The sequence below is a fragment of the Vibrio sp. 10N.222.48.A3 genome (assembly GCF_041475345.1).
Classification (GTDB): domain Bacteria; phylum Pseudomonadota; class Gammaproteobacteria; order Enterobacterales; family Vibrionaceae; genus Vibrio; species Vibrio tasmaniensis_A.
Window position 1 is genome coordinate 1 of the sequence record NZ_JBFRVX010000118.1, and the last position, 22,248, is coordinate 22,248.

The 22,248-nt window shown below is 45.5% G+C and carries 18 protein-coding genes, 1 pseudogene and 1 riboswitch; of the genes and pseudogenes, 15 read left to right on the forward strand and 4 right to left on the reverse strand.

What is annotated here, in order from left to right; genetic code table 11:
- From AB4653_RS04385 to AB4653_RS04430, 10 genes are all read left to right on the forward strand, one after another.
- Nucleotides 1-516 (forward strand): HAD hydrolase family protein (locus AB4653_RS04385; protein ID WP_372103424.1); only part of this gene is annotated, 516 nt, incomplete at its 5' end.
- A gap of 9 nt (nucleotides 517-525) precedes the next feature.
- Nucleotides 526-1,257, forward strand: a complete 732-nt coding sequence (locus AB4653_RS04390; protein ID WP_012603032.1) for a ribulose-phosphate 3-epimerase — start codon at nucleotides 526-528, stop codon at nucleotides 1,255-1,257.
- A 116-nt stretch (nucleotides 1,258-1,373) separates the two neighbouring features.
- Complete coding sequence (locus AB4653_RS04395) at nucleotides 1,374-2,534, forward strand: iron-containing alcohol dehydrogenase (protein ID WP_102257558.1); 1,161 nt, start codon at nucleotides 1,374-1,376, stop codon at nucleotides 2,532-2,534.
- A gap of 53 nt (nucleotides 2,535-2,587) precedes the next feature.
- A complete protein-coding gene (locus AB4653_RS04400) occupies nucleotides 2,588-3,331 on the forward strand; it encodes an HAD family phosphatase (protein WP_017099279.1) in 744 nt (247 codons plus the stop codon).
- Nucleotides 3,328-4,281, forward strand: coding sequence for a transaldolase (tal, locus tag AB4653_RS04405; protein ID WP_102257557.1), 954 nt, complete (start codon nucleotides 3,328-3,330; stop codon nucleotides 4,279-4,281). Before AB4653_RS04400 ends, tal begins: the two co-directional genes overlap by 4 nt.
- Before the next feature lie 10 nt (nucleotides 4,282-4,291).
- Nucleotides 4,292-6,286, forward strand: a complete 1,995-nt coding sequence (gene tkt / locus AB4653_RS04410; RefSeq protein ID WP_102257556.1) for a transketolase — start codon at nucleotides 4,292-4,294, stop codon at nucleotides 6,284-6,286.
- 1 nt (nucleotide 6,287) lies between these two features.
- Nucleotides 6,288-7,001 carry a ribose-5-phosphate isomerase RpiA gene (gene rpiA, locus AB4653_RS04415; RefSeq protein WP_017099276.1) on the forward strand — a complete coding sequence of 238 codons (714 nt, stop codon included), beginning with the start codon at nucleotides 6,288-6,290 and terminating at the stop codon, nucleotides 6,999-7,001.
- 80 nt (nucleotides 7,002-7,081) lie between these two features.
- The gene (locus tag AB4653_RS04420) at nucleotides 7,082-8,512 is read left to right on the forward strand and encodes a Sapep family Mn(2+)-dependent dipeptidase (protein ID WP_102257555.1); all 1,431 of its coding nucleotides are present in this window, start codon (nucleotides 7,082-7,084) and stop codon (nucleotides 8,510-8,512) included.
- 9 nt (nucleotides 8,513-8,521) lie between these two features.
- Complete coding sequence (locus AB4653_RS04425) at nucleotides 8,522-10,105, forward strand: PTS transporter subunit EIIC (protein WP_009847994.1); 1,584 nt, start codon at nucleotides 8,522-8,524, stop codon at nucleotides 10,103-10,105.
- A gap of 121 nt (nucleotides 10,106-10,226) precedes the next feature.
- Nucleotides 10,227-11,645, forward strand: coding sequence for an alginate export family protein (locus tag AB4653_RS04430; protein WP_009847995.1), 1,419 nt, complete (start codon nucleotides 10,227-10,229; stop codon nucleotides 11,643-11,645).
- 89 nt (nucleotides 11,646-11,734) lie between these two features.
- On the opposite strand, the gene AB4653_RS04435 is transcribed toward AB4653_RS04430, so the two are convergent.
- Together AB4653_RS04435 and AB4653_RS04440 are read right to left on the reverse strand one after the other, a co-directional pair.
- Complete coding sequence (locus AB4653_RS04435) at nucleotides 11,735-12,160, reverse strand: phosphate-starvation-inducible protein PsiE (RefSeq protein WP_009848000.1); 426 nt, start codon at nucleotides 12,158-12,160, stop codon at nucleotides 11,735-11,737.
- A 142-nt stretch (nucleotides 12,161-12,302) separates the two neighbouring features.
- Complete coding sequence (locus AB4653_RS04440) at nucleotides 12,303-13,673, reverse strand: NCS2 family permease (protein WP_009848001.1); 1,371 nt, start codon at nucleotides 13,671-13,673, stop codon at nucleotides 12,303-12,305.
- A gap of 58 nt (nucleotides 13,674-13,731) precedes the next feature.
- Nucleotides 13,732-13,831: riboswitch (purine riboswitch) on the reverse strand.
- 324 nt (nucleotides 13,832-14,155) lie between these two features.
- Here AB4653_RS04440 and gmk point away from each other — a divergent pair.
- From gmk to recG, 4 genes are all read left to right on the forward strand, one after another.
- Entirely contained in the window at nucleotides 14,156-14,779 is a 624-nt protein-coding gene (gene gmk, locus AB4653_RS04445) for a guanylate kinase (protein WP_009848002.1), read from the forward strand.
- Nucleotides 14,780-14,898: 119 nt separating this feature from the next.
- Nucleotides 14,899-15,171 (forward strand): DNA-directed RNA polymerase subunit omega, encoded by a 273-nt coding sequence (gene rpoZ / locus AB4653_RS04450; protein WP_009848003.1) that lies wholly within the window; start codon nucleotides 14,899-14,901, stop codon nucleotides 15,169-15,171.
- 45 nt (nucleotides 15,172-15,216) lie between these two features.
- Nucleotides 15,217-17,343 (forward strand): bifunctional GTP diphosphokinase/guanosine-3',5'-bis pyrophosphate 3'-pyrophosphohydrolase, encoded by a 2,127-nt coding sequence (gene spoT, locus AB4653_RS04455; protein WP_009848004.1) that lies wholly within the window; start codon nucleotides 15,217-15,219, stop codon nucleotides 17,341-17,343.
- A gap of 172 nt (nucleotides 17,344-17,515) precedes the next feature.
- Nucleotides 17,516-19,594, forward strand: coding sequence for an ATP-dependent DNA helicase RecG (gene recG / locus AB4653_RS04460; protein ID WP_102257553.1), 2,079 nt, complete (start codon nucleotides 17,516-17,518; stop codon nucleotides 19,592-19,594).
- 67 nt (nucleotides 19,595-19,661) lie between these two features.
- On the opposite strand, the gene envZ is transcribed toward recG, so the two are convergent.
- Together envZ and ompR are read right to left on the reverse strand one after the other, a co-directional pair.
- Nucleotides 19,662-20,957 carry a two-component system sensor histidine kinase EnvZ gene (gene envZ, locus AB4653_RS04465; RefSeq protein WP_012603020.1) on the reverse strand — a complete coding sequence of 432 codons (1,296 nt, stop codon included), beginning with the start codon at nucleotides 20,955-20,957 and terminating at the stop codon, nucleotides 19,662-19,664.
- 308 nt (nucleotides 20,958-21,265) lie between these two features.
- On the reverse strand, nucleotides 21,266-21,985 hold the full coding sequence (gene ompR, locus AB4653_RS04470) for a two-component system response regulator OmpR (protein WP_009848007.1): 720 nt from the start codon (nucleotides 21,983-21,985) through the stop codon (nucleotides 21,266-21,268).
- 178 nt (nucleotides 21,986-22,163) lie between these two features.
- Between ompR and AB4653_RS04475 the strand changes: the two are divergent.
- Nucleotides 22,164-22,248: pseudogene (locus AB4653_RS04475) on the forward strand (transcription elongation factor GreAB); the annotation flags it as partial.

The following is a 22,248-nucleotide window of genomic DNA, read 5'->3' on the forward strand; positions in this document are numbered from 1 at the left end:
AAAGGCATCTTTGCTCAAAAAGAATCAACTCATACAAAGGGTTTAGAAAAAAAGGCTGAGGTTATTAATGCCGCAATGGAGCTGCAGATTATCCCAACGCTGACCGAACTCATCGCTCGCAGTGGCGATGTATACAAAGTATTAGTGTCTAGCCAAGACAAAGAATCTCTAAACCAGTTACGAGATTCCTTAAAAACGCACTTCCAAGCTGACTTATCAACACCGAATAAATTGGACATTACGTCTAAAGCAGCCACCAAAGGCCACGCTCTTCAGCAGTGGCTAAATGACCAAAGAATTTCATCTCATAACACCATTGCTTTTGGGGATGGGGACAACGATGCCTCTATGTTCCGACTTGTCGGAGAACCTGTCGCAATGGCTAATGCCAGCCCTGCTTTAAAAGGCATGGCTAATCTAATTGTTACCAATAACAACGGCTGTGGAATTGGCCAGTACCTTCGCTTGATAGTGCAAGAAGGCCAACACACATGCCAAAACACTTTTAGTTACTAAGGATAAATCATGAAAAAAGTAAAAATTGCCGCAGGATTAGCACACGTAGATTACGGCCACATTGCAGACGTAGTGAAAGAAGTATCTGATGCTGGTGCCGATTACATCCACTGTGATGCAGCAGATATGCATGACCTGAAAAACCTACAATTGATGGGGGGGCATCAAATTGTTGAAGGCATTCGTCCTTACACTGAAAAGCCAATTGAAGTTCACGCTTACTTCAAAGATTGCGACAAATTATTTATCGATAAAATCGCAGCTGCTGGTGCAGACATGCTGATTCTACCAGCTGAGCATTTTATCGGTGCTCCTCTGTGTTACATCATTAAGTACTGTCAAAACCACGGAATGAAATTTGGTTTAACCGTTGGTGCATTAACGCCAGTGTCATTTGTTAAAGAATCTATCTACTACCTAGACCGTTTACACATTGTTATTCACGGCATTACTGATGGCGATGATGAGTGGTTATGGCGCAAATCTGCGATTGCAATGATCCGCGAAGCACGTGAACTCATCAACGAACGCAACCCTAACTGTGAGCTATGTGTAGATGGCGGTATCCGTAACCACAACATCGAAGAACTGCTTAATGAAGATATTGATGTGATGGTTGCATCGACAAATATCTTTGGCCACAAAGACGGCATCACAGCAGGCGTTCGTGACTTCCGCGCAGCAATCGACCAACTGGAAGATAAAGCAGCGGCAGACACAAAAGAAGTCGAAACCGTTTAAGTAATTGCCTAGCGCAGTTTCTATCGAATCGATGCGCCACAGCAATCTAGAAATAACGGTGCTAAACCTACCCCCCCTCTATGCTCGGGTTTGGCACCACTACCAAGGATTAAACCATGACACAGTTTCAACACTATCAACCGACCAAGCTAACCTTTGGTGCGGGTGAGATTCAGAAAATAGGTCAGCTTATCGCTCAATATGGCACACGTTGCCTAGTAGTATCCGAACCTGTTTTTGATGCAGTAAAGCCAGCCTATGACCGCATTTTTACTTTGCTTTCAGAGCAAGGAATTGAAGTGACTCATTTTGATGGTGTCGTACCGAATCCGCCTACAACCGTCGTTGAACTTGGCCGCCAAGTGGCCATCGGAAATAACTGTGATGTGGTTTTGGCCATTGGTGGTGGTTCATCGATTGATACAGCAAAAATCATTTCGGCAACGATCAATGCAGAGTCTCTAGATTGGGCCCATTGGTTTGCCACTTATGATTCACCGTTTGGGGACGTCAACCCACTACCCGCGAAAGTCGTACCTTTGTTCGCTGTACCTACAACATCGGGAACTGGCTCTCAAGTGACGCAAGCGGCAGTGATTACCGACCTTGAGCAACATGCAAAACTAACACTGTTTCACCCTGAATTTTTCCCTTGTGAAGCGTTAATCGATCCAGAGCTCATGCTGACACTGCCTCCACGTATGACAGCTATGACAGGATTTGATGCTTTTTCACATGCGTTTGAATCATTTACGGGTACTCGACCATCTCCATTTGTTGATGGTATGGCGTTAGAAGCAATGAAGCTTGTCATTGATCACCTACCGAGTGTTGTCGACAACGGCGCAGATTTACATGGCCGCTGCCAACTCGCGAAAGCAGACACACTTGGCGGGATCTCGCTAGCTAATGGCGGTGCGGGGGCACCACACCCTTTAGGCGAAATCTTAGGTAGTAGCAAAACAAACCTACCACATGGGTTAACACTCGCAGTGGTTTATCCAGCTTATGTACAACTTCAATGGCGCAAGCAACCAGAGAGATTTGCTCAAGTGGCTGAGTTATTTGGTGCTGTGGGAAGTACCGAAGAAAAAGCTCAATCATTAGCGGCTGCTCTTGTGAAATTCCTTGAACGTATCGGTCTTGAATCGAACTTAACTCAAGTCGGTGTCACCAAAGAAGATGTTCAAAAGTTGGAGCCGGCTTTTTGCTTTGATCTACCACTAACCAGTGGTGACGAAATGAAAAAAGTATTGCAGGCCAGTTTGGTTGAATAAGCGACAGTCACAAATTCACGTTTGTCATAATTAAAGAAAATGGAGATTGAAACATGGAATGCAAGAACAACACTTTAGGTCATACAGCTTTGAAATTGGAAAGAGAGGAATTCATTGCCAGTAACCTAAAAGCGTTGGTCTTTGACTTCGATGGCCTTCTCGTCGATACCGAAACCTGTATGTTCAAAGCCTGGGAAGCTTTGTTAAAACCATACGGAGTTGAAGTTTCGCCACTCCAGGTTGCTGGCCTAGTTGGGAGCTCAGCGCCAGCAACCTACCTTTATCAACTATTCAACAAAGCGTCGAATCAAAAGCTGTCCGATTCACAAATTCGCGATCGAGTGATCGCTCATGCCTACCAATTAATTGCTTCAATAACAGAACGAGAAGGTGTCCGTCAGTATCTAGACTTTGCTAAATCACACTCATTGAGCATTGCACTGGCCACCAGCTCAGAGGCTGAACATTACATGCCAATTCTGAATCGTTTGAACCTTACACCCTATTTTGACTGTTTTATCGGAGCAGAAGACATTGCCTCAGATAGACGGAAACCACATCCCGATGTGTATTTAGCGGCATTAGAACAACTCGGTGTATCTGCCCATCAAGCCATCGCTTTCGAAGATTCCCCTCCTGGAATTATGGCGGCTCGATCGGCAGGAATACCAACAGTTGCAGTAACCAATTTGCTCACTCGTCACCTCGATGTCTCGCTAGCCAACGTGGTGCTGAGTTCGATGAATGATCAAACGCTACTGCAATTGATAAACCAACTTACCGAGAATGAACGATGAATAAATTAGAACAACTGAAAAAGCACACCACTGTCGTTGCCGACACAGGTGATATTGATGCTATTGCTGCATTTCAACCTGAAGACGCCACAACCAACCCATCTCTAGTACTAAAAGCCGCAGAAATGCCGCAATACGATCACTTAATCGCCGATGCGATCACTTGGGCAAAAGCACAAAGCAACGACAAATCACAACAGTTGATCGACGCTGGAGACAAACTGGCGGTCAACATTGGTTTAGAAATTCTAAAAACGGTACCGGGGCGCATCTCAACAGAAGTTGACGCTCGTATGTCATTCGACAGAGTCGCAAGCTTGGCAAAAGCTCGAAAGCTTATCGGCATGTATAACGAAGCTGGCATCAGTAACGACCGAATCCTAATTAAGTTAGCGTCAACTTGGGAAGGCATTCGAGCAGCTCAAGAGCTAGAGAAAGAAGGCATCAATTGCAACCTAACGCTGCTGTTCAACTTTGCACAAGCCAAAGCCTGTGCAGAAGCCGGTGTATTCTTAATCTCACCTTTTGTCGGTCGTATCCTAGATTGGTACAAAACCAATACCGATAAAAAAGAGTACCTTCCTCATGAAGATCCTGGTGTCGTTTCAGTCTCTGAAATTTACAACTACTACAAAGATCATGGCTACAACACGGTTGTGATGGGCGCGAGCTTTCGCAATGCCGATGAAGTCCTAGCATTAGCGGGCTGTGACCGTTTGACCATAGGCCCTGCAATTTTAGACCAACTTGCAGCACAAGAAGGCTCTGTTGAGCGCCTACTCTTTGCCGACCGTGACACCATCAAAAAGACACCAACAGCCATGACTGAAGCACAGTTCCGCTGGGAGATGAACCAAGACCCGATGGCAACAGAAAAGCTAGCCGAAGGCATCCGTAACTTTGCCGTCGATCAAGGCAAATTAGAAACCATGATCGAAGCACGCCTGTAGGAGAAGCATAATGATTACACGAACTAAATTAGCCGACGCTATTCGCGTTCTAAGCATGGACGCAGTACAAAAAGCAGGCTCGGGCCACCCTGGAGCACCGATGGGCATGGCCGATATCGCTGAAGTTCTATGGCGTGATTTTCTAAAACACAACCCGAGCAACCCTAACTGGGCCGACCGCGACCGTTTTATCTTGTCGAATGGCCATGGCTCAATGCTTATCTATAGCTTGTTACACCTATCTGGTTACGAGCTATCAATGGATGACATCAAATCTTTCCGTCAATTACACAGTAAAACCGCAGGTCACCCTGAATACGGTTACGCTCCAGGTATTGAAACCACTACCGGCCCATTAGGACAAGGCATCACCAACGGTGTCGGCATGGCTTTGGCTGAAAAGGTGCTGGCTGAACAGTTCAACCGTGAAGGCCACGATATTGTTGATCACCACACCTACGTGTTCATGGGCGACGGCTGCATGATGGAAGGTATTTCTCATGAAGCATGTTCACTTGCCGGTACGCTTGGACTAGGGAAACTGGTCGCTTTTTGGGATGACAATGGTATTTCGATTGATGGCGAAGTCGACGGCTGGTTCTCTGATGACACACCAAAACGTTTTGAAGCCTACGGTTGGCATGTTATTGCTGATGTTGATGGTCATAACGCTGATGATATTCACAAAGCGATTACTGAAGCTAAAGCCGTAACAGATAAACCAACCTTGATTTGCTGCAAAACCGTGATTGGTTTTGGCTCACCAAACAAGTCAGCCAGTCATGACTGTCATGGTGCTCCGTTAGGTGCTGATGAAGTCGCATTGGTTCGACTCAATCTCGGCTGGGACCATCCTGAATTTGAAATTCCTCAAGATGTATACCAAGCATGGGATGGGAAAGAGAAAGGACAAAGCAATGAAGATGACTGGCAAACACGTTTCAATGCTTATCAAGAGGCGCATCCAGAATTAGCCGCTGAGTTTCTACGTCGTAGCCAGAACCTATTACCTGAAAATTGGGATCAGCACACTCAAGATCTAATCCAGACTTTGCAAGCGAATCCACAAACCATCGCGACTCGCAAAGCATCACAAAATACTATTGAAGCATTCGGACCATTACTGCCAGAGTTTTTGGGAGGTTCTGCCGATTTAACCCCTTCAAACTTAACTAACTGGTCAGGCTCAAAAGCAATTACCGCTCAAGATGCGTCAGGAAACTACTTGAGTTACGGCGTTCGTGAATTTGCGATGTCTGCAATGATGAATGGCGTGGCGTTGCATGGTGGCTTTATCCCATACGGCGGTACGTTCTTGATGTTCATGGAGTACGCTCGTAACGCGCTTCGTATGGCAGCACTAATGAAGCAACGCAGTATCTTCGTTTATACCCATGACTCTATCGGTTTGGGGGAAGATGGTCCGACACACCAACCGGTTGAACAAATAGCATCGCTTCGACTTACCCCAAACATGAGCACTTGGCGTCCTTGCGACCAAGTAGAAACCGCGGTGGCTTGGAAGTCTGCTATCGAACGTTTTGATGGCCCAACGTCATTGATTTTCTCTCGCCAGAACCTTGTTCAATTCGAACGTGATCAAGATACGCTTTCCAATGTAGCGAAAGGTGGATACATCCTTTCTGACTGTGAAGGTGAACCACAGCTGATTCTAATCGCTACGGGATCTGAAGTGGCACTCGCCATGGAAGCAAAAGCACAGCTAACTCATGTTCGTTGTCGTGTTGTTTCAATGCCGGCCACCGATATTTTTGATGCACAAAGCGCGGAATACAAGGAACAGGTTTTACCAAGCCATGTTACAGCACGAGTTGCCATAGAAGCTGGTATCCGTGACTACTGGTTCAAGTATGTCGGGCTACACGGCGACATTGTGGGAATGACAAGCTTTGGTGAATCAGCACCAGCAGAACAACTCTTCGAAATGTTTGGATTTACGGTTGAAAACATCGTTGAAAAATCCCTAGCGGTTCTGGAGAAGTAATATGAGCATGGCACAACGCTTTATTGAAAACCAAAGCCAAGACTGCCTGCGAACTAAGGCTGCAAAAGTAGCCTTAGAGCAAGTCCTAAAAACGCTAACACCTTCTAGCGTGATTGGTATCGGCACAGGTGCAACAGTTGAAGTATTCATTCAACTATTGAAAGAAAGTGGCGCTGAGTTTGCTCACTGCGTATCCAGTTCGGTTCGCTCAAGTCGAGCTTTATCCTCTGCAGGGCTGAATGAGATATCCATATCTGAATGTGGCCGTGTTGATTTCTACATTGATGGCATTGATGAAGGTCTTACAACCGGCATGACCGTGAAAGGTGGTGGTGCAGCACTGGCTCGTGAAAAAGTACTCGCGACGCTTGCGCTAAGCTTCATCACCATCGCAGATAGCGGTCGATTGGTCACTCAACTCGGAAAGTTTCCACTCCCTGTAGAGGTTTTACCTGCCGCACAAACCGCTGTGTTTAATGCCTTACAAAGCCTTGGTGGACACCCGACGTTGCGCCAAGACTGCACCACTGATAACGGCAATATCATTCTCGATGTTGCTCATTTGGACATCGCTGAACCAAAACGATTGGAACTCCAAATTAACGCTATTCCTGGCGTCGTCGAGAACGGTATTTTCGCGCAAAGATCGGCTGATTTCATGGCTTTTTCGAATGCAGAAGGTACGTATTTATTATCAAAGCAACACGTTCAATAGCTGGGATTTATAATCAAAATGAGACCTCGCTTGCAAGTCTATTTACAAGCATGTCAGTAAGGATAATTTAGGAATAAAACATGACGGAAAGCAATTTTTCAGCTCAAACACTGCGCTATTTTGATTCAAATATTGAAACGTTTACGCGTGATCTATCTGAGCTAATTGCTATTCCGTCTGTACGAGATATCAGCAGCTGTTCACCCAATGCTCCTTTTGGTTTACCAATTAGAAACGCATTCGACTTTCTAATTAACTGGGCGAAACGAGAAGGGTTTGAAGTCCGTGATCATGATGGTTATGCCTTGGACATCAGCTTTGGCGAAGGCTTACAAGAAATCGGCATATTGCATCATGTAGATGTGGTAGAAGCCGGTGATTTAAACGCATGGCTGACACCTGCATTTGAGATGCACCAACACGGTGATGACTTATTGGGGCGAGGCGTTACCGACAACAAAGGCCCGTTAATGGCCAGTCTGTATATTCTCAAGATGTTTAAAGCGCTTGATGTAACACTCGACAAAAAAATAAGAGTGATCATCGGTGGCGCAGAAGAGACAACTTGGGAATGTGTAGAGCATTATTTTAATCATAATCCTCAACCGGATTATGGTTTCTCTCCAGATGGCGACTTCCCAATCGTTAATGGAGAAAAAGGCATCCTATATGCGTCATTACAACGAGAATTCCCAACTCACAATGGCCTAGGAACTTGTCAGATCGTAAGCATTGAAAGTGAGCGTGACAGAACATCCACCTGCTATCAATTATCGATTTATCTGACAGGAGAAAAAGCGGCTGAAGTAGCAGCAACATTTGAAACTTCAGCAACGGTCACTCTTGCCAATGTGGCACAAAGTGACAACCACCAACAAAAGGAGTTGTACTGCGTTGAGTTGTCAACGCCGTGGGAGAAATCTCGCAACCCGCATAAGGTCGATAACTGTATGGATCAGTTTGTTCGTCACATGCGACATGTTGAAGGGTTAGACACTAACTCTCGAAATTTAATTGATTTACTAGACGCGTGTTTTAGTGATTCCAATGATGCTTCGAAATTAGGGCTAGCACACCAAGATAATGAAATGGGGTCGACTACATGCTGTGTCTCCTCCATCAATTTGAATCAACATGGCTACAACTTGGATTTTGATTTTCGGTTTCCTAAAGGACTGACTATCGATCAAGCTCGTACCCAACTCCAGTATGTATCCCAACAATACGGAGTGAGATTGATTGAACACAAGTACTTACCTCTATCTTACCTCTCACCCGAAAGTGAACTTATCCAAGCAATGGGAAAAGCTTATTCCGAAGTTACCAAAATGGACGCTCAGTGCTTTAGTAAAGGTGCGGCTTCTTACGCGCGCGCGCTAAACAATGGTGTGGCATTCGGACCTACTTTTCCTGGTGATGTGACTCGTGTCCATGAGCCTAATGAAAGGCTCAGCCTCGAGTCATTAAAAAGAGCAATAACAATATACGTGAAAGTTCTCATATCACTTTAGGAGTAAATTATGAGAGATAAGGTTCAAGCACTTGCTGGAGGTATGATGGTATCCATCATCGTACTGGTTATCGCAGGTATATTTATTGGTGTGGGCGCTGGTGTTGTAAACCAAATGTCTGCTACCGACTCTGTTATTTGGGCATTCTTTAAGCTGATGTTAGATCTTGGCTTGATGGTCATGCGCAATCTACCGCCTTTCTTTGCGATTGGTCTAGCGTTCGCGCTGGCGAAATCTGAAAAAGGTTGGGCAGCCTTCACTGGCTTTACCATGTTCATGTGTTTCAACGTCGCTATCGGATCGATCGCTGCATTTCACGGATGGACTCAAGAAACTACAAGCGTTGCGTCATTAATGAATGATGCTGGCTACGACAAAGTAGCAGCGCAAAACTTCAACTCTTTATGGGGTGAGTCTTTAGGTATCTTCGCTTACAACATGGGGATCTTTAGCGGTATTCTTGTTGGTTGTATTACGGCTTGGATCCACAACCGTTACTACAAATTCGAAATGCCTGCACTCTTGAGCTTCTTCTCAGGCCCTCGTGCCGTAGTGATTTTTGCTTACTTCGCTATCATGCCTATCGCGCTGTTTGTTTACTACGCTTGGCCACCGATCGCTGGGGCACTGCAGTCCATCACTACCTTGATTACTAGCTCAGGTATTTTTGGCTCTTTCCTATTTGGCGTATTTGACAAAGGCTTATTGCCATTTGGCTTACATCACCTTATCGCCTTCCCTATTGAATACACTCGTGTTGGTGGCGTAATGGAGATTGATGGTGTTGTTTACGAAGGTGTTCGTAACATCATGAATGGCCAAATGAGTTCACCAGAGGCAACGAGCTACATTACACATAACTTTACCAGCGGTCGTATTCCAATCCAAATTGGTGGCCTGACGGGTGCTGCTTATGCAATGTACGTAACAGCAAAAACAGCCAATCGTAAGAAGGTAGCCGCTATCATGGTGCCTGCGGTATTTACGGCTGCTGTTATCGGTATTACCGAGCCACTAGAATATACCTTCCTATTCGTCCAACCATTCCTATTCTTTGCAGTGCATGTTCCGCTAAATGGTCTTGCTTATGTGATCACCGAAATGATGGGTGTTTCAATTCACGGTAATCAGCTGCTATTTATGGTGCCTAACCTACTACAACCTGAAAAGGTTCATGCTTGGGCTCTATTGTGGATTATCCCACTATACTTCGCGATTTACTTCTACACATTCAAGTTCTTCATCCTAAAGTTTGATTCAAAAACTCCAGGTCGCGAAGAAGAAGATGGTGATATCGCCCTGTATTCAAAAGAAGACTTTAAAAAGAAAAAGGATCAGACCTCAAAAGGACTGCCTGTTGAAATCATTAAGGCGCTGGGTGGAGCTGACAACATTGAGAACGTGACAAACTGTGCAACTCGACTGCGTGTTTCGCTGCATGACGAATCACTAACGGCAAGCGATAAAGTTTGGAAACAACAGCTCAACGCAATTGGTGTCGTCAGAATGAATAAAGGCATTCAAGTGATATATGGAGCCAACGTTATTACGATTGCCTCTGGTATCAAAGAAGCCCTTGGTGTCGACTCTTAGCTAAGCGTAACTTCCGTAACCCTACTGTTACGAATCTATAGAAACCAATAACTGACAATTCCTCCTGTGACTACAAGTCACAGGAAGGGATTCGTGCACCTGAAATATGGGAAATATAAAAATGAAAGCAATGACAAAACATGCAGTTACTTTACTTGCTCTTTGTGTTTCTGGCGTCCTACACGCAAACGAAAATACAACATCAAGCTGGTCTGAGCGCAACCCGATCGTCTTCTGGGGAGATAGAGCCAATGAGGACTGGAGCTATGTCGATGGTCTAGACGAAAGTCAAAAAAGCTTTTCAGAAAAACTCAAACGCTTGGATATTGATGACAGTGGTGACTGGAAAGTCTCATTTAGCGGTAATGTAAAAGCCGCAGTCGATAACCGTTGGAATCACATGTACGACGGAGAAAACCGCAAGAAAAATGAACTGCGTACTCGCATGCAATTCTCCACCGATGTGACTTACCAAGACTGGATGCGTGTATTTGGTGAAATTCGAACCAACTACACTAACCTCGATAGTCCGGGTCCAGTTGACGATGCCGGTACTGACTTCCACCAGTTGTTTACCGAATTCAAATTACTCGATGACGGTGAGCAATACCTAAGTACCCGCCTTGGTCGCCAAGAAATATACTTAAATGAATGGCAAATGATGAACCGTGAACCAACGCCAGTTCAATCAAGTTGGAATGCAGCCAGCGCAAAATACAGCGTAGCAGGCATCAATTTTGACGCATACTACGGCGAGGAAGTATTCCCTCTCTACAAAGATGGCAGCTTCGGTGGTAACTGGGATGATAAAACCAATGGCAAAAAATCGACCGGCTTATTCGCTAATTGGAGAACTGACTTCGGGGCAATGCAAGCCTACATAATGAGTAATAAACTCACCAATGAAAGCTTTGTTAATGCACCTGACGGTGACGTCGACATTCAAGTTTTAGGCTTACATGCACATGATTTTGTGAGTGAAGGGTTTGGTTACATGCTCGATGGTGTTTACCAATTTGGCGATCATGCAGGTAAAGATATCTCAGCCTACATGGCTTATGCCGATTTGAACTACAACTGGAAAGCAGACTGGAACTATCGCTTAGGTCTGAACCTACATTACGCATCAGGTTCAGATAAAGACAGCGACAAAGTGAACACGTTTAACCCTTTGTGGACAGGTGACCCACTGGGTTTCGCGCATGATGGCGCTTACGGTAACGCAATGCAGGTCGGTTCTTACACTGTGATTGAGTATCAGCCGAAACAATCCATCATCGCTGGCTTTATGTCGACATGGCGTGCCAACACAGATGATGCAATCTACACACTCAACCAAGATGTATTATTTGGTGCAGAGTCTGACGAAAAATACGCTTACACCCAGTTCTATCTGCAATTCCATAATTACATCACAGGCAACTTAAAGTCTGAGTTAAATATGTACTACGCATTAGATAGCGACTACACACGTGACGTAGTCGGCAGTAGCAGTGATGACATTTCCCGTGTTGAAATCGCACTGATCTATAACTTCTAACACTGCTTATCAGGTTAGTATGTTACTAAATGAATTCGCCCAGCAGTGCTGGGCGAATTTTTTAGACCATCATATTTCAGTTAATTGAATTACTCATCCGGCTGCTTGGTTCGAAGATCCACATATGGCCAGTAATGGTGCCCTACTCGAATCAAAAGTGTTGCTGCTGCTAAGATAAACGCTGCAACAGACAACCAAACGATGAGTACTGCATCCAACTCTTTCATGCCCAGAGTAATGTAACGAGCAATCGCCATCATCGCGATGTAAATCGGATATCGAACCGGGATCTTACCGTTCATCACAAACTGCTGAACCATCGCCAACACTTCTAAATAGATGAACATCAGTAGAATATCGGTCAATTGCACTCGACGTTCAGCAAAAACATGCATGAACTCTTCGACCATCGCAAACAAGGTCGCGAGCGTGATCGCTACCAGTAATACCGCTTCCATAATGTGAAATACTTTTAAAAACGGCTTACTAAAAGATTTAGGTAAGTGAGAAGGCATAGTCACTCTTCAAAAAATAATTAATCCAGTCTCTACATTAGCATGCGCTCTAGAGAAGCGACGAATACAAAAATGGCCCCACATTCACTGCAGAGCCATCGACTTGTTTTTTACTTAGCCACTTTCTAGTGGCTAACTAACCTTACAACAGAATCAGGTACGTTAAGAACACCACACACAGCCCGTAGATCAATGGGTGCACTTCTTTGCGCTTACCTGCAACAACCATTGTGAATGCGTAGCTGATGAAACCCATCGCCATACCGTTCGCTGGTGAGAAGCTTAGCACTGTGAACATGATGGTGAAGAAAGCTGCAATGCGTGACTCTTTCTTTTCCCAGTTAATCTGACCAAGACGACCCACCATGTAGATGCCTACCACAACCATCGCAGGCGCGACCATTGCCGCTGAGAAGATAGAGAAGATTGGGTATAGGAATAGAGACACTAGGAATAAGCCAGCCACCATGACTGCCGCTAAACCTGTTTTCGCACCTTGAGAAGAGGCAATACCCGATTCAGAGAAAGCAGTAATCGATGTGGTACCTAGAATTGAACCAATCACAGTACCGCCCGCATCAGCCACTAGCGCCGATTTTGCATTCGGCACTTTACCGTCTTTGTCGATGATACCTGCATCACGGCCAACACCCACAATCGTGCTCAATCCATCGAAGAAATCGACAATCAAGAAGATAAGTACGATGAACAACAAATCGAACATTTTCTCAGGCGTAAAAGCTGAGAAGTCAAAGATAGCGCCAAAGCTGCCTGCCATACTTGGTGGCATTGAAACGAATTGGTCAGGGATTGGGGCGTTTGATGTGCCCATGAATACATCAGCAAGAATGGTCAACACGATAGCTGAAACAAACGAGATAAACGTGGCCAACTTAATGTCACGAACCATACAGCCCAATGCAATGAAGATACTCACATAAGCGATAATCACTTTTGGATCGGAAATGTCACCTAAGCCAACCAGTACGAACGGATTAGAAACGATGATACCCGCATTCTTAAGGCCTAAGAAAGCAATGAACAAGCCGAGAGACACAGTAATCGCCAGCTTCAAGTCTTCAGGAATCGATTCAATCATCGACTTACGGATATTAGTCAATGAGAAAGCAAGATAAAGAATACCCGATAGGAAGATGCCAAATAATGCTTCATTCCAAAGTACCGCCACTGAACCACTTAACAATAAACCTTTGAAGAAGCCATTCATGCTCATGCCAGGTGCTAGCATGACTGGATAGTTACCCCAAATGCCCATGATAAGCGTTGCAATAGCAGCAGAAAGAGCGGTCGCCGTAAAGACTGCACCTTTGTCCATTCCCGGAATGCCACCCAAAATTGCTGGGTTAACCGCCAAGATATAACTCATCGCTAAGAAGGTAATAAAACCTGCGTATAGCTCAGTGCTGATCGTGGTCTTTCTCTCTGAGAGTTTGAACATGGTGTCAAGTGAGCCAGATGTCTTCTGGGCTTTCAGGGTGGAGTCAGTATTCACAACAAAACCTATGTATTAAATTAAGAAATTTGAGATTCAAATGCTGTGAGAATAGAGGGATCTCTACACTAAAAACTGTAGTCACCAAGGTAGGCTCGGTAGTAGAAACATTTGATCCATTTCATCAAACATATACAGCATTTAATCGTTTGCGCGGATTGTAAGGATTGAGATTAAAACTTCAACAAATTTTGTTCAGATCACATAAAAAACTGAACATGATCGGTCATTACATTTATAGGAAGATCAGACAAAGGATCATTTGAGAATAAATAACGATCAAGCCAGTTGTTCTCAATCATCTAAATATGCTACTCTTCGCCTCCATTTTTCTGACCTAATTTTCACCAGTTGTCTCTATTAGTTTTACTTGTTATCCCTTTTTAGATGCAACCAGCGGAACAAAAATTAGAGTCAGTGCTATCTTTTATAGTGTCGGTTTATCGCCCTCACTCAATCCAACCAACAGTGGAAATATACAGATGGGCAAAGGTACTCTTTACATCGTATCTGCACCTAGTGGCGCAGGTAAGTCGAGCTTGATCTCAGCAATGCTAGAAACCAATCCAACCTACGCAATGAAGGTATCTGTTTCACACACCACTCGCGGTATGCGCCCTGGTGAAGAAAATGGTGTTCACTACCACTTCGTAGAGAAGCATCATTTTGAAGACCTTATTAATAAAGGTGAATTCCTAGAGTACGCTGAAGTTTTCGGCAACTACTACGGTACTTCACGCGTTTGGATTGAAGAAAACCTAGACCGCGGTATCGATGTATTCCTAGATATCGACTGGCAAGGTGCTCGTCAGATCCGTGAACAAATGCCTCAAGCGAAGAGTGTATTCATTCTTCCACCATCAAATGGTGAGCTAGAGCGTCGTTTGAATGTTCGCGGCCAAGACAGCGACGAAGTTATTGCGAAACGCATGAGCGAAGCAAAATCAGAAATTTCTCACTATGCAGAATACGATTATGTGATCGTGAATGATGACTTTGATGCAGCCCTAATGGACTTCAGAGCTATCATTCGTGCGGAGCGCTTAAAAGAAGATAAGCAAGCAGCGAAATACAGCGGCATGCTTACTGCTTTATTGGCGGAATAATCTAGATCCCCTAGATTTTCCATTGAGATAAGTATACGGTGAACTAGAAAGTCTCTAGTTAAACTTGTATACTTTCTCGTCATCAAAAATTTATTAGTTAATTACTATTTGGAGTCCTCATGGCACGCGTAACTGTTCAAGACGCTGTTGAAAAAGTTGGCAACCGTTTCGACCTAGTTCTTATTGCGGCTCGCCGCGCACGTCAAATGCAAACTGGCGGCAAAGATTCACTAGTGCCTGAAGAAAACGATAAGCCAACGGTTATCGCTCTTCGCGAAATCGAAGAAGGTCTTATCACTAAAGACGTACTAGATGCTCGTGAGCGTCAAGAGCAACAAGAGCAAGAAGCGGCTGAGCTTGCAGCAGTAAGCAGCATCGCTCACACTCGCTGATAGAATCAACGTCATTCGAACTAATTAACCTTCCGGGCCTTTAATTTGTATCTATTCGATAGCCTCAAAGACGTTGCCCAAGAATACCTAACAGAGCCTCAAGTTGAGGCTCTGCGTCAATCTTATGTGGTAGCGAGAGACGCCCATGAAGGGCAAACCCGTTCAACGGGTGAACCATACATTATTCACCCTGTAGCTGTTTCAAGAATCCTGGCAGAAATGCGTCTGGATATAGAAACTCTGCAAGCAGCCCTACTCCACGATGTAATTGAAGACACTGAAGTTACAAAAGAGGAGCTAGAAGCTCAATTCGGCAATACCGTTGCTGAACTGGTTGATGGTGTATCTAAGCTGGATAAGCTTAAATTTCGTGATCGCAAAGAAGCGCAAGCAGAGAACTTCCGTAAGATGGTTCTCGCGATGGTGCAAGACATCCGCGTTATCTTGATCAAATTAGCTGACCGTACTCACAACATGCGTACGCTTGGGGCACTTCGTCCTGATAAGAAGCGTCGTATTGCTCGTGAAACCCTAGAGATTTATTCTCCGCTAGCTCACCGTCTTGGTATTCATAACATTAAGACAGAACTAGAAGAGCTGGGCTTCGAAGCCCTTTATCCTAACCGTTATCGCGTCCTGAAAAACGTAGTGAAAGCTGCGCGTGGTAACCGTAAGGAGATGATCCAACGTATCCATAGCGAAATCGAAGGCCGCCTTGAAGAAGTCGGTTTGCCTGCTCGCGTACTTGGTCGTGAAAAGAACCTGTTCTCCATCTATAACAAGATGAAAACCAAAGAGCAGCGCTTCCACACCATTATGGACATCTACGCTTTCCGCGTGGTGGTTGATACACCAGATACTTGCTATCGCGTACTTGGTCAGGCCCACAGCCTGTACAAGCCTCGTCCTGGCCGCATGAAAGACTACATTGCGGTACCGAAAGCCAACGGCTACCAATCTCTGCACACGTCAATGATCGGCCCTCACGGGGTGCCAGTTGAGGTCCAGATCCGAACTGAAGATATGGAGCAGATGGCAGATAAAGGTGTCGCGGCGCACTGGTCTTACAAAGGCAATGGCTCACGCAGTAGCAACGGGACAACCGCACAGGTTAAAGCACAACGTTGGATGCAGAGCTTACTTGAGCTGCAACAAAGCGCAGGTAACTCATTCGAATTCATTGAAAATGTTAAATCTGATCTGTTCCCAGATGAGATCTTCGTATTCACGCCGAAAGGTCGCATTGTCGAACTTCCAGCAGGCGCAACAGCAGTCGATTTTGCTTACGCGGTACATACCGACGTCGGCAACATGTGTGTCGGTGCTCGTGTAGACATGAACCCTTACCCACTCAGCAAATCGCTGAAGAATGGCCAAACTATTGAGATCATCAGTGCTCCGGGCGCACGTCCGAACGCAGCATGGCTCAACTATGTAGTGACCTCACGTGCGCGTACGAAGATCCGTCAGGTTCTGAAAACGATGCGTCGTGAAGAGTCGATTACCCTTGGCCGTCGCCTACTGAACCATGCACTTGGTGAACACTCTATTGCCGATGTCGGTCAAGAGAATATCGAACATGTATTGTCTGATCTACGTCTCGATGACATTGAAGACTTGCTAGCATCGATTGGTCTTGGTGAGCTGATGAGTATCGTTATTGCTCGTCGTTTATTGGGCGATGCTGACGAACTGACTGAAGTGGCAAACAACAGCGATACGTCTAGGAAGAAATTACCTATCCGTGGTGCTGAAGGCCTATTACTGACGTTCGCCAACTGTTGTCACCCGATTCCAGATGATCACATTATTGCTCATGTATCTCCAGGTCGTGGTCTTGTGGTGCACCGTGAAACGTGTCCAAACGTTCGTGGTTACCAGAAAGAACCGGATAAATACATGGCGGTTGAATGGTCTGACGATTACAACCAAGAGTTCACGGCTGAACTTCAGGTCGAATTACAGAACCATCAAGGTGCGCTGGCTGAGCTAACTAACGTTATCTCGAAAACAGGCTCGAACATTCACGGTATTTCAACCGAAGAACGTGACGGACGCTTGTACACAGTGACTATCTTGTTGACCACGAAAGATCGTGTTCATTTAGCGAGCATTATGAAGAAGCTACGTGTGATGCCACACGCGCTCAAAGTAAGACGTCGTAAGAACTAACGTTCGAACTTATTGGCAACTTTGCTAAGAATTGAAATCCCCTTAATGCTTTATCGCTTAAGGGGATTTTTTATAACTGAATCCTCGAATTTATCTGACTCCATTCCTGCCTGTACAAAAATCCAGTAAAATGCTTGAATAGATTATCTCTCTTACGTTTATGAGTCTTGTTATGTCACAGCTTTTATCTGCTATCCCTCTCAACTCTTTATCTGGAGTCGGCGCAAAAGTCGCAGAGAAACTGGAAAAGGTTGGGCTTAACAATGTACAAGACCTGCTATTTCATCTGCCTTTGCGCTATGAAGATAGAACTCGTATCTACCCCATCGTAAAGCTGCATGCCGGGCTGTGGGCTGCTGTGCAAGGCAAGGTGATGCATGTTGATACCATTTTCGGTAAACGTAAGATGCTCGCAGTAAAGATCAGCGATGGTAACGGCACGATTACTCTGCGCTTTTTCAACTTTACTGCAGGAATGAAGAATAACTTTGCCGAAGGCAAACAAGTGCATGCTTATGGTGAGATCAAGCGCGGCAATATGGGGCTTGAGATCGTCCATCCGGATTACAAATTCTTTGCTCCTAGGCAACAGCCAGATGTTGAAGCGAATCTGACTCCGGTGTATCCAACCACTGAAGGACTAAGACAAGTCACGCTACGTAACCTTACCGATCAAGCTCTAGAGTTAATCGATAAAGCAGCCGTCAATGAGCTGCTACCGTCTGGTCTATACGACCACCAAATTACCCTCGCACAAGCACTGCATGCCATTCACAGACCGCCCCCGGGCATTGACCTAGAGCTGTTTGATGAAGGCAAGCACCCTGCGCAACTGCGCCTAATTATGGAAGAGTTGCTGGCTCAAAACCTGTCGATGTTGTCTGTTCGTAGCAAAGGACAGCAAGACAAGGCAATGCCTTTTCCTCCAGTAAACACTCTTAAAGATAAGCTACTGGCTCAGCTGCCGTTTTCACCAACCAATGCCCAAGCACGAGTGACCAAAGAGATCGAAGCTGACTTGGAAAAGCCGCACCCTATGATGCGTTTAGTGCAAGGTGATGTGGGCTCTGGTAAAACCTTAGTCGCTGCACTCGCGGCTGTTCGCGCATTGGAACATAGTCAGCAAGTGGCACTGATGGCACCAACCGAACTATTGGCAGAACAGCACGCGATTAACTTTGCTAACTGGTTTGAGGCAATGGGTATTCAAGTTGGATGGCTAGCAGGTAAGCTCAAAGGCAAGGCTCGTGAAACTGAACTAACACGAATTGCCAGCGGCGAAGCGCAAATGGTGGTCGGTACTCATGCGCTATTTCAAGAGCATGTCGAGTTCAACAACCTTGGTTTAGTGATCATTGATGAGCAGCACCGATTTGGCGTCCACCAGCGACTAGAGCTGCGTGAAAAAGGCGTGAAGCAAGGTTATTATCCTCACCAACTGGTGATGACGGCAACACCAATTCCACGAACGCTGGCGATGACGGCCTATGCCGACCTCGAAACCTCGATTATTGATGAGTTACCACCGGGGCGAACCCCAATTCAAACCGTCGCGATTCCTGATACTAAACGCGATGACATTGTTGAACGTGTGAAAAATGCGTGTCTCAATGAAGGCAAACAAGCTTACTGGGTGTGCACGTTGATCGATGAATCCGAAGTATTGGAAGCTCAAGCTGCCGCTGATACCGCAGAAGAGCTGCAACGCAAACTGCCCGACGTAAAAATTGGTTTGGTTCATGGCCGAATGAAACCCGCAGAGAAACAAGCGGTGATGCAGGAATTCAAAGAGAACAAACTGCACCTGTTAGTTGCTACAACCGTGATTGAAGTAGGTGTGGATGTACCGAATTCGAGCTTAATGATCATCGAGAACCCAGAGCGTCTTGGTCTAGCGCAACTGCACCAACTGCGTGGCCGTGTTGGCCGTGGTTCGGTCGCAAGCCATTGTGTACTGTTGTACCACTCCCCACTATCTAAAACCGCTCAGAAACGCTTAGGGGTACTTCGTGAAAGTAACGATGGCTTTGTTATTGCTCAGCGTGACTTAGAGATCCGTGGCCCCGGTGAGCTACTTGGCACTAAACAAACAGGCTTGGCTGACTTTAAGATTGCCGACTTAGTCCGTGACCAACGTTTGATACCTGAAGTGCAGCGTATCGCGCGTCATATCCACGATAGCTACCCAGACAATGCCAAGGCGATCATCAACCGCTGGCTGGGTGAGCGCGATGTGTATTCTAAGGCGTAATTCGCCCTCATATCTTGCTTAAAACGTAAAAAGGCTTCTACAAGGAAGCCTTTTTCGTGCGTATAGCCTAAGGTTTCACAGGGAAACTGATCTGCGCCTTCAAGCCACCCTCACTGCGGTTATTCACCACCACCGCACCTTGGTGTTGGCTGACAATACGTTTCACGATCGCTAAACCTAAACCTGTCCCTTCACTACCACGAGCCGTGTCACCACGAGTGAACGGTTCAAACAACTTACCAATTTGGTCTTGTGGAATACCCGGACCATTATCTTCTACCGTTACCCAAGCCAGTTTGTTATCTGCTGTCATGCCAGTCGATACTTTGACCCAACCATTACCGTAGCGCAGCGCATTTACCACCAAATTACTCACCGCACGCTTCATCGCGATCGGGTTACCCAAAGCAGGTTTCATGGTTTCTGGAATATCGGTTTCAATCTGAACCTCATAGCCTCCTTCAGAGCTAGAGACCTCGCGCGCAATATCATCGACAAATACCGCCTGGAATGAGTCTCGGTCCACAGGCTTTAGGTAATCCATAAACTGACTGATGATCTCATTGCACTCTTCAGTATCACTGATGATCCCTTCCGCTAGATAGCTATCTTCTGGCGACATCATCTCAGTCGCCAAGCGAATACGCGTGAGTGGTGTACGCAGATCATGGCTGATACCCGCCATTAGTAGGGCTCTATCTTCTTCGAGTTCTTGAATGCCTTTCGACATCTGATTAAAGGCTCGAGTTACCGAGCGAATCTCTTGTGCACCTTGTACTGGTAAGGGCGGTGGAATATCACCTCGCCCAACACCTTGCGCGGCTTTCTCTAGGGCTATCAACGGCCGATTTTGCAAGCGGATAAACAGCCACCCACCAGCAACAATCAACAACGCCATGATCAGACTGTTACGAAATAGAGGCGCAAAGTCTTCTTCTTGCAGCTCAGACAGGGGAATACGAATCAAGGAGTTAGGCAACTGCGCAATGTCCATCCACAACACGTAACTTTCTTTGCCCAAAACCAATCGCACTTCGGTTTCAGATCCGAGCTCTTTGGTCATCTCCTCACTCATCAGGTCTATCGCGACCGCATGGTAGTACTCGCCCGACGCTTCACTGTCCTTGGCATGAACCGTAACCCCGAGCTGCTCAAGTACACGCTGACGCAGTGGCGCATCAATCTCGATATCACTGCCTTGGTCCAATACTAGGTTTAGTTCGTGAGCCAAAATTTTATTAAACTGCTGCAAACTCGGCATCAATGCATAATTGAACACCGCGTAATACGAAAAAATTTGGCTGGCAACCAACAGGGTTAAGAAGAGCACTATCGACTGAGTAAAGGAGCTACGTATGCGCATAGAAGACCTAAAGTGAGGGATGATAAAGGAATATAGTGGGAACTATAGCTGTAATACCAATCACAGTAAGTAAATGATCATAAATAGCGCCGGAAAAAGGCTTGAGAACAAGGCTGCAATTTTTGATAAGTAGTTATTCTACAATCAAAATTTCTAACGAAGTTATCGAGCGTTTTAACAAGCTAGGATGAGCAGTTATTTACTACGATTGGTATCTCTCATTGTGCTGAATACAAAACGGGCCATCGCATATTAATGAGATGACCCGTAAATAATAAATTCTGAATCACAGAACGAGCAAAGCTAGATTACACAGCTTTGCCATCTGGAACGAATACATAACCCAAGCCCCACACCGTTTGGATATAACGAGGTTTACTTGGATCTTCTTCTACTAGACGACGCAAACGCGAAATCTGGACATCGATAGAACGTTCCATCGCTGAATACTCACGGCCACGAGCCATGTTCATCAGCTTATCGCGAGACATTGGCTCACGAGCGTTAGTGACAAGTGACTTCAGAACCGCAAATTCACCTGAGGTAAGAGGCATAGGCTCTTCACCGCGGAACATTTCACGTGTACCTAGGTTTAGGCGGAACTCACCAAACTCAACCACAGACTCTTCTGTGCTTGGCGCGCCCGGTGCTTCAATCACTTGGCGACGCATTACCGCTTTGATACGAGCAAGCAGTTCACGTGGATTAAATGGTTTTGGCAGGTAATCATCAGCACCCACTTCCAAACCCACAATGCGATCCACTTCGTCACCCTTTGCTGTAAGCATCAGGATTGGTAGCGAGTTGTTTGCGTTTCGTAGACGACGACAGATCGAAAGACCGTCTTCGCCCGGCAACATTAAATCCAATACCATCAAGTGAAAGTTTTCACGGGTTAACAGGCGGTCCATCTGCTCACTGTTTGCCACGCTACGCACTTGAAAGCCTTGCTCTGACAGATAGCGTTCTAGCAGTGCACGTAAACGAGCATCGTCATCGACCACTAAAATTTTGTAGTTTTCTTGCATGTAATGGTTCCACCTATTAAAGCTTAAACCTAAGGTTAAGCATTCTTGGTAAATTGTATATTGGTATAAGACATTAAAAATGTAACATTATTGAGGGAAAAGTCGCCTAAATAATTGTTAACGTATGTTGCCTTTCTATATATTCTATCTTAGATCATCATTTCATTAAGTCAGATTTATGAAAACCAAACTTATCACCCGCGAAGGTTATAACAAGCTCAAAGCAGAACATGACCACTTATGGCACGAGAAGCGTCCTGAAA

What these genes read in the sequence shown, in the direction of transcription:
- AB4653_RS04390 (WP_012603032.1), top strand. Translation starts at nt 526, where the DNA reads ATGAAAAAAGTAAAAATTGCCGCAGGATTAGCACACGTAGATTACGGC.
- AB4653_RS04395 (WP_102257558.1), top strand. Translation starts at nt 1,374, where the DNA reads ATGACACAGTTTCAACACTATCAACCGACCAAGCTAACCTTTGGTGCG.
- AB4653_RS04400 (WP_017099279.1), top strand. Translation starts at nt 2,588, where the DNA reads ATGGAATGCAAGAACAACACTTTAGGTCATACAGCTTTGAAATTGGAA.
- tal (WP_102257557.1), top strand. Translation starts at nt 3,328, where the DNA reads ATGAATAAATTAGAACAACTGAAAAAGCACACCACTGTCGTTGCCGAC.
- tkt (WP_102257556.1), top strand. Translation starts at nt 4,292, where the DNA reads ATGATTACACGAACTAAATTAGCCGACGCTATTCGCGTTCTAAGCATG.
- rpiA (WP_017099276.1), top strand. Translation starts at nt 6,288, where the DNA reads ATGAGCATGGCACAACGCTTTATTGAAAACCAAAGCCAAGACTGCCTG.
- AB4653_RS04420 (WP_102257555.1), top strand. Translation starts at nt 7,082, where the DNA reads ATGACGGAAAGCAATTTTTCAGCTCAAACACTGCGCTATTTTGATTCA.
- AB4653_RS04425 (WP_009847994.1), top strand. Translation starts at nt 8,522, where the DNA reads ATGAGAGATAAGGTTCAAGCACTTGCTGGAGGTATGATGGTATCCATC.
- AB4653_RS04430 (WP_009847995.1), top strand. Translation starts at nt 10,227, where the DNA reads ATGAAAGCAATGACAAAACATGCAGTTACTTTACTTGCTCTTTGTGTT.
- AB4653_RS04435 (WP_009848000.1), bottom strand. Translation starts at nt 12,160, where the DNA reads ATGCCTTCTCACTTACCTAAATCTTTTAGTAAGCCGTTTTTAAAAGTA.
- gmk (WP_009848002.1), top strand. Translation starts at nt 14,156, where the DNA reads ATGGGCAAAGGTACTCTTTACATCGTATCTGCACCTAGTGGCGCAGGT.
- rpoZ (WP_009848003.1), top strand. Translation starts at nt 14,899, where the DNA reads ATGGCACGCGTAACTGTTCAAGACGCTGTTGAAAAAGTTGGCAACCGT.
- recG (WP_102257553.1), top strand. Translation starts at nt 17,516, where the DNA reads ATGTCACAGCTTTTATCTGCTATCCCTCTCAACTCTTTATCTGGAGTC.
- envZ (WP_012603020.1), bottom strand. Translation starts at nt 20,957, where the DNA reads ATGCGCATACGTAGCTCCTTTACTCAGTCGATAGTGCTCTTCTTAACC.
- ompR (WP_009848007.1), bottom strand. Translation starts at nt 21,985, where the DNA reads ATGCAAGAAAACTACAAAATTTTAGTGGTCGATGACGATGCTCGTTTA.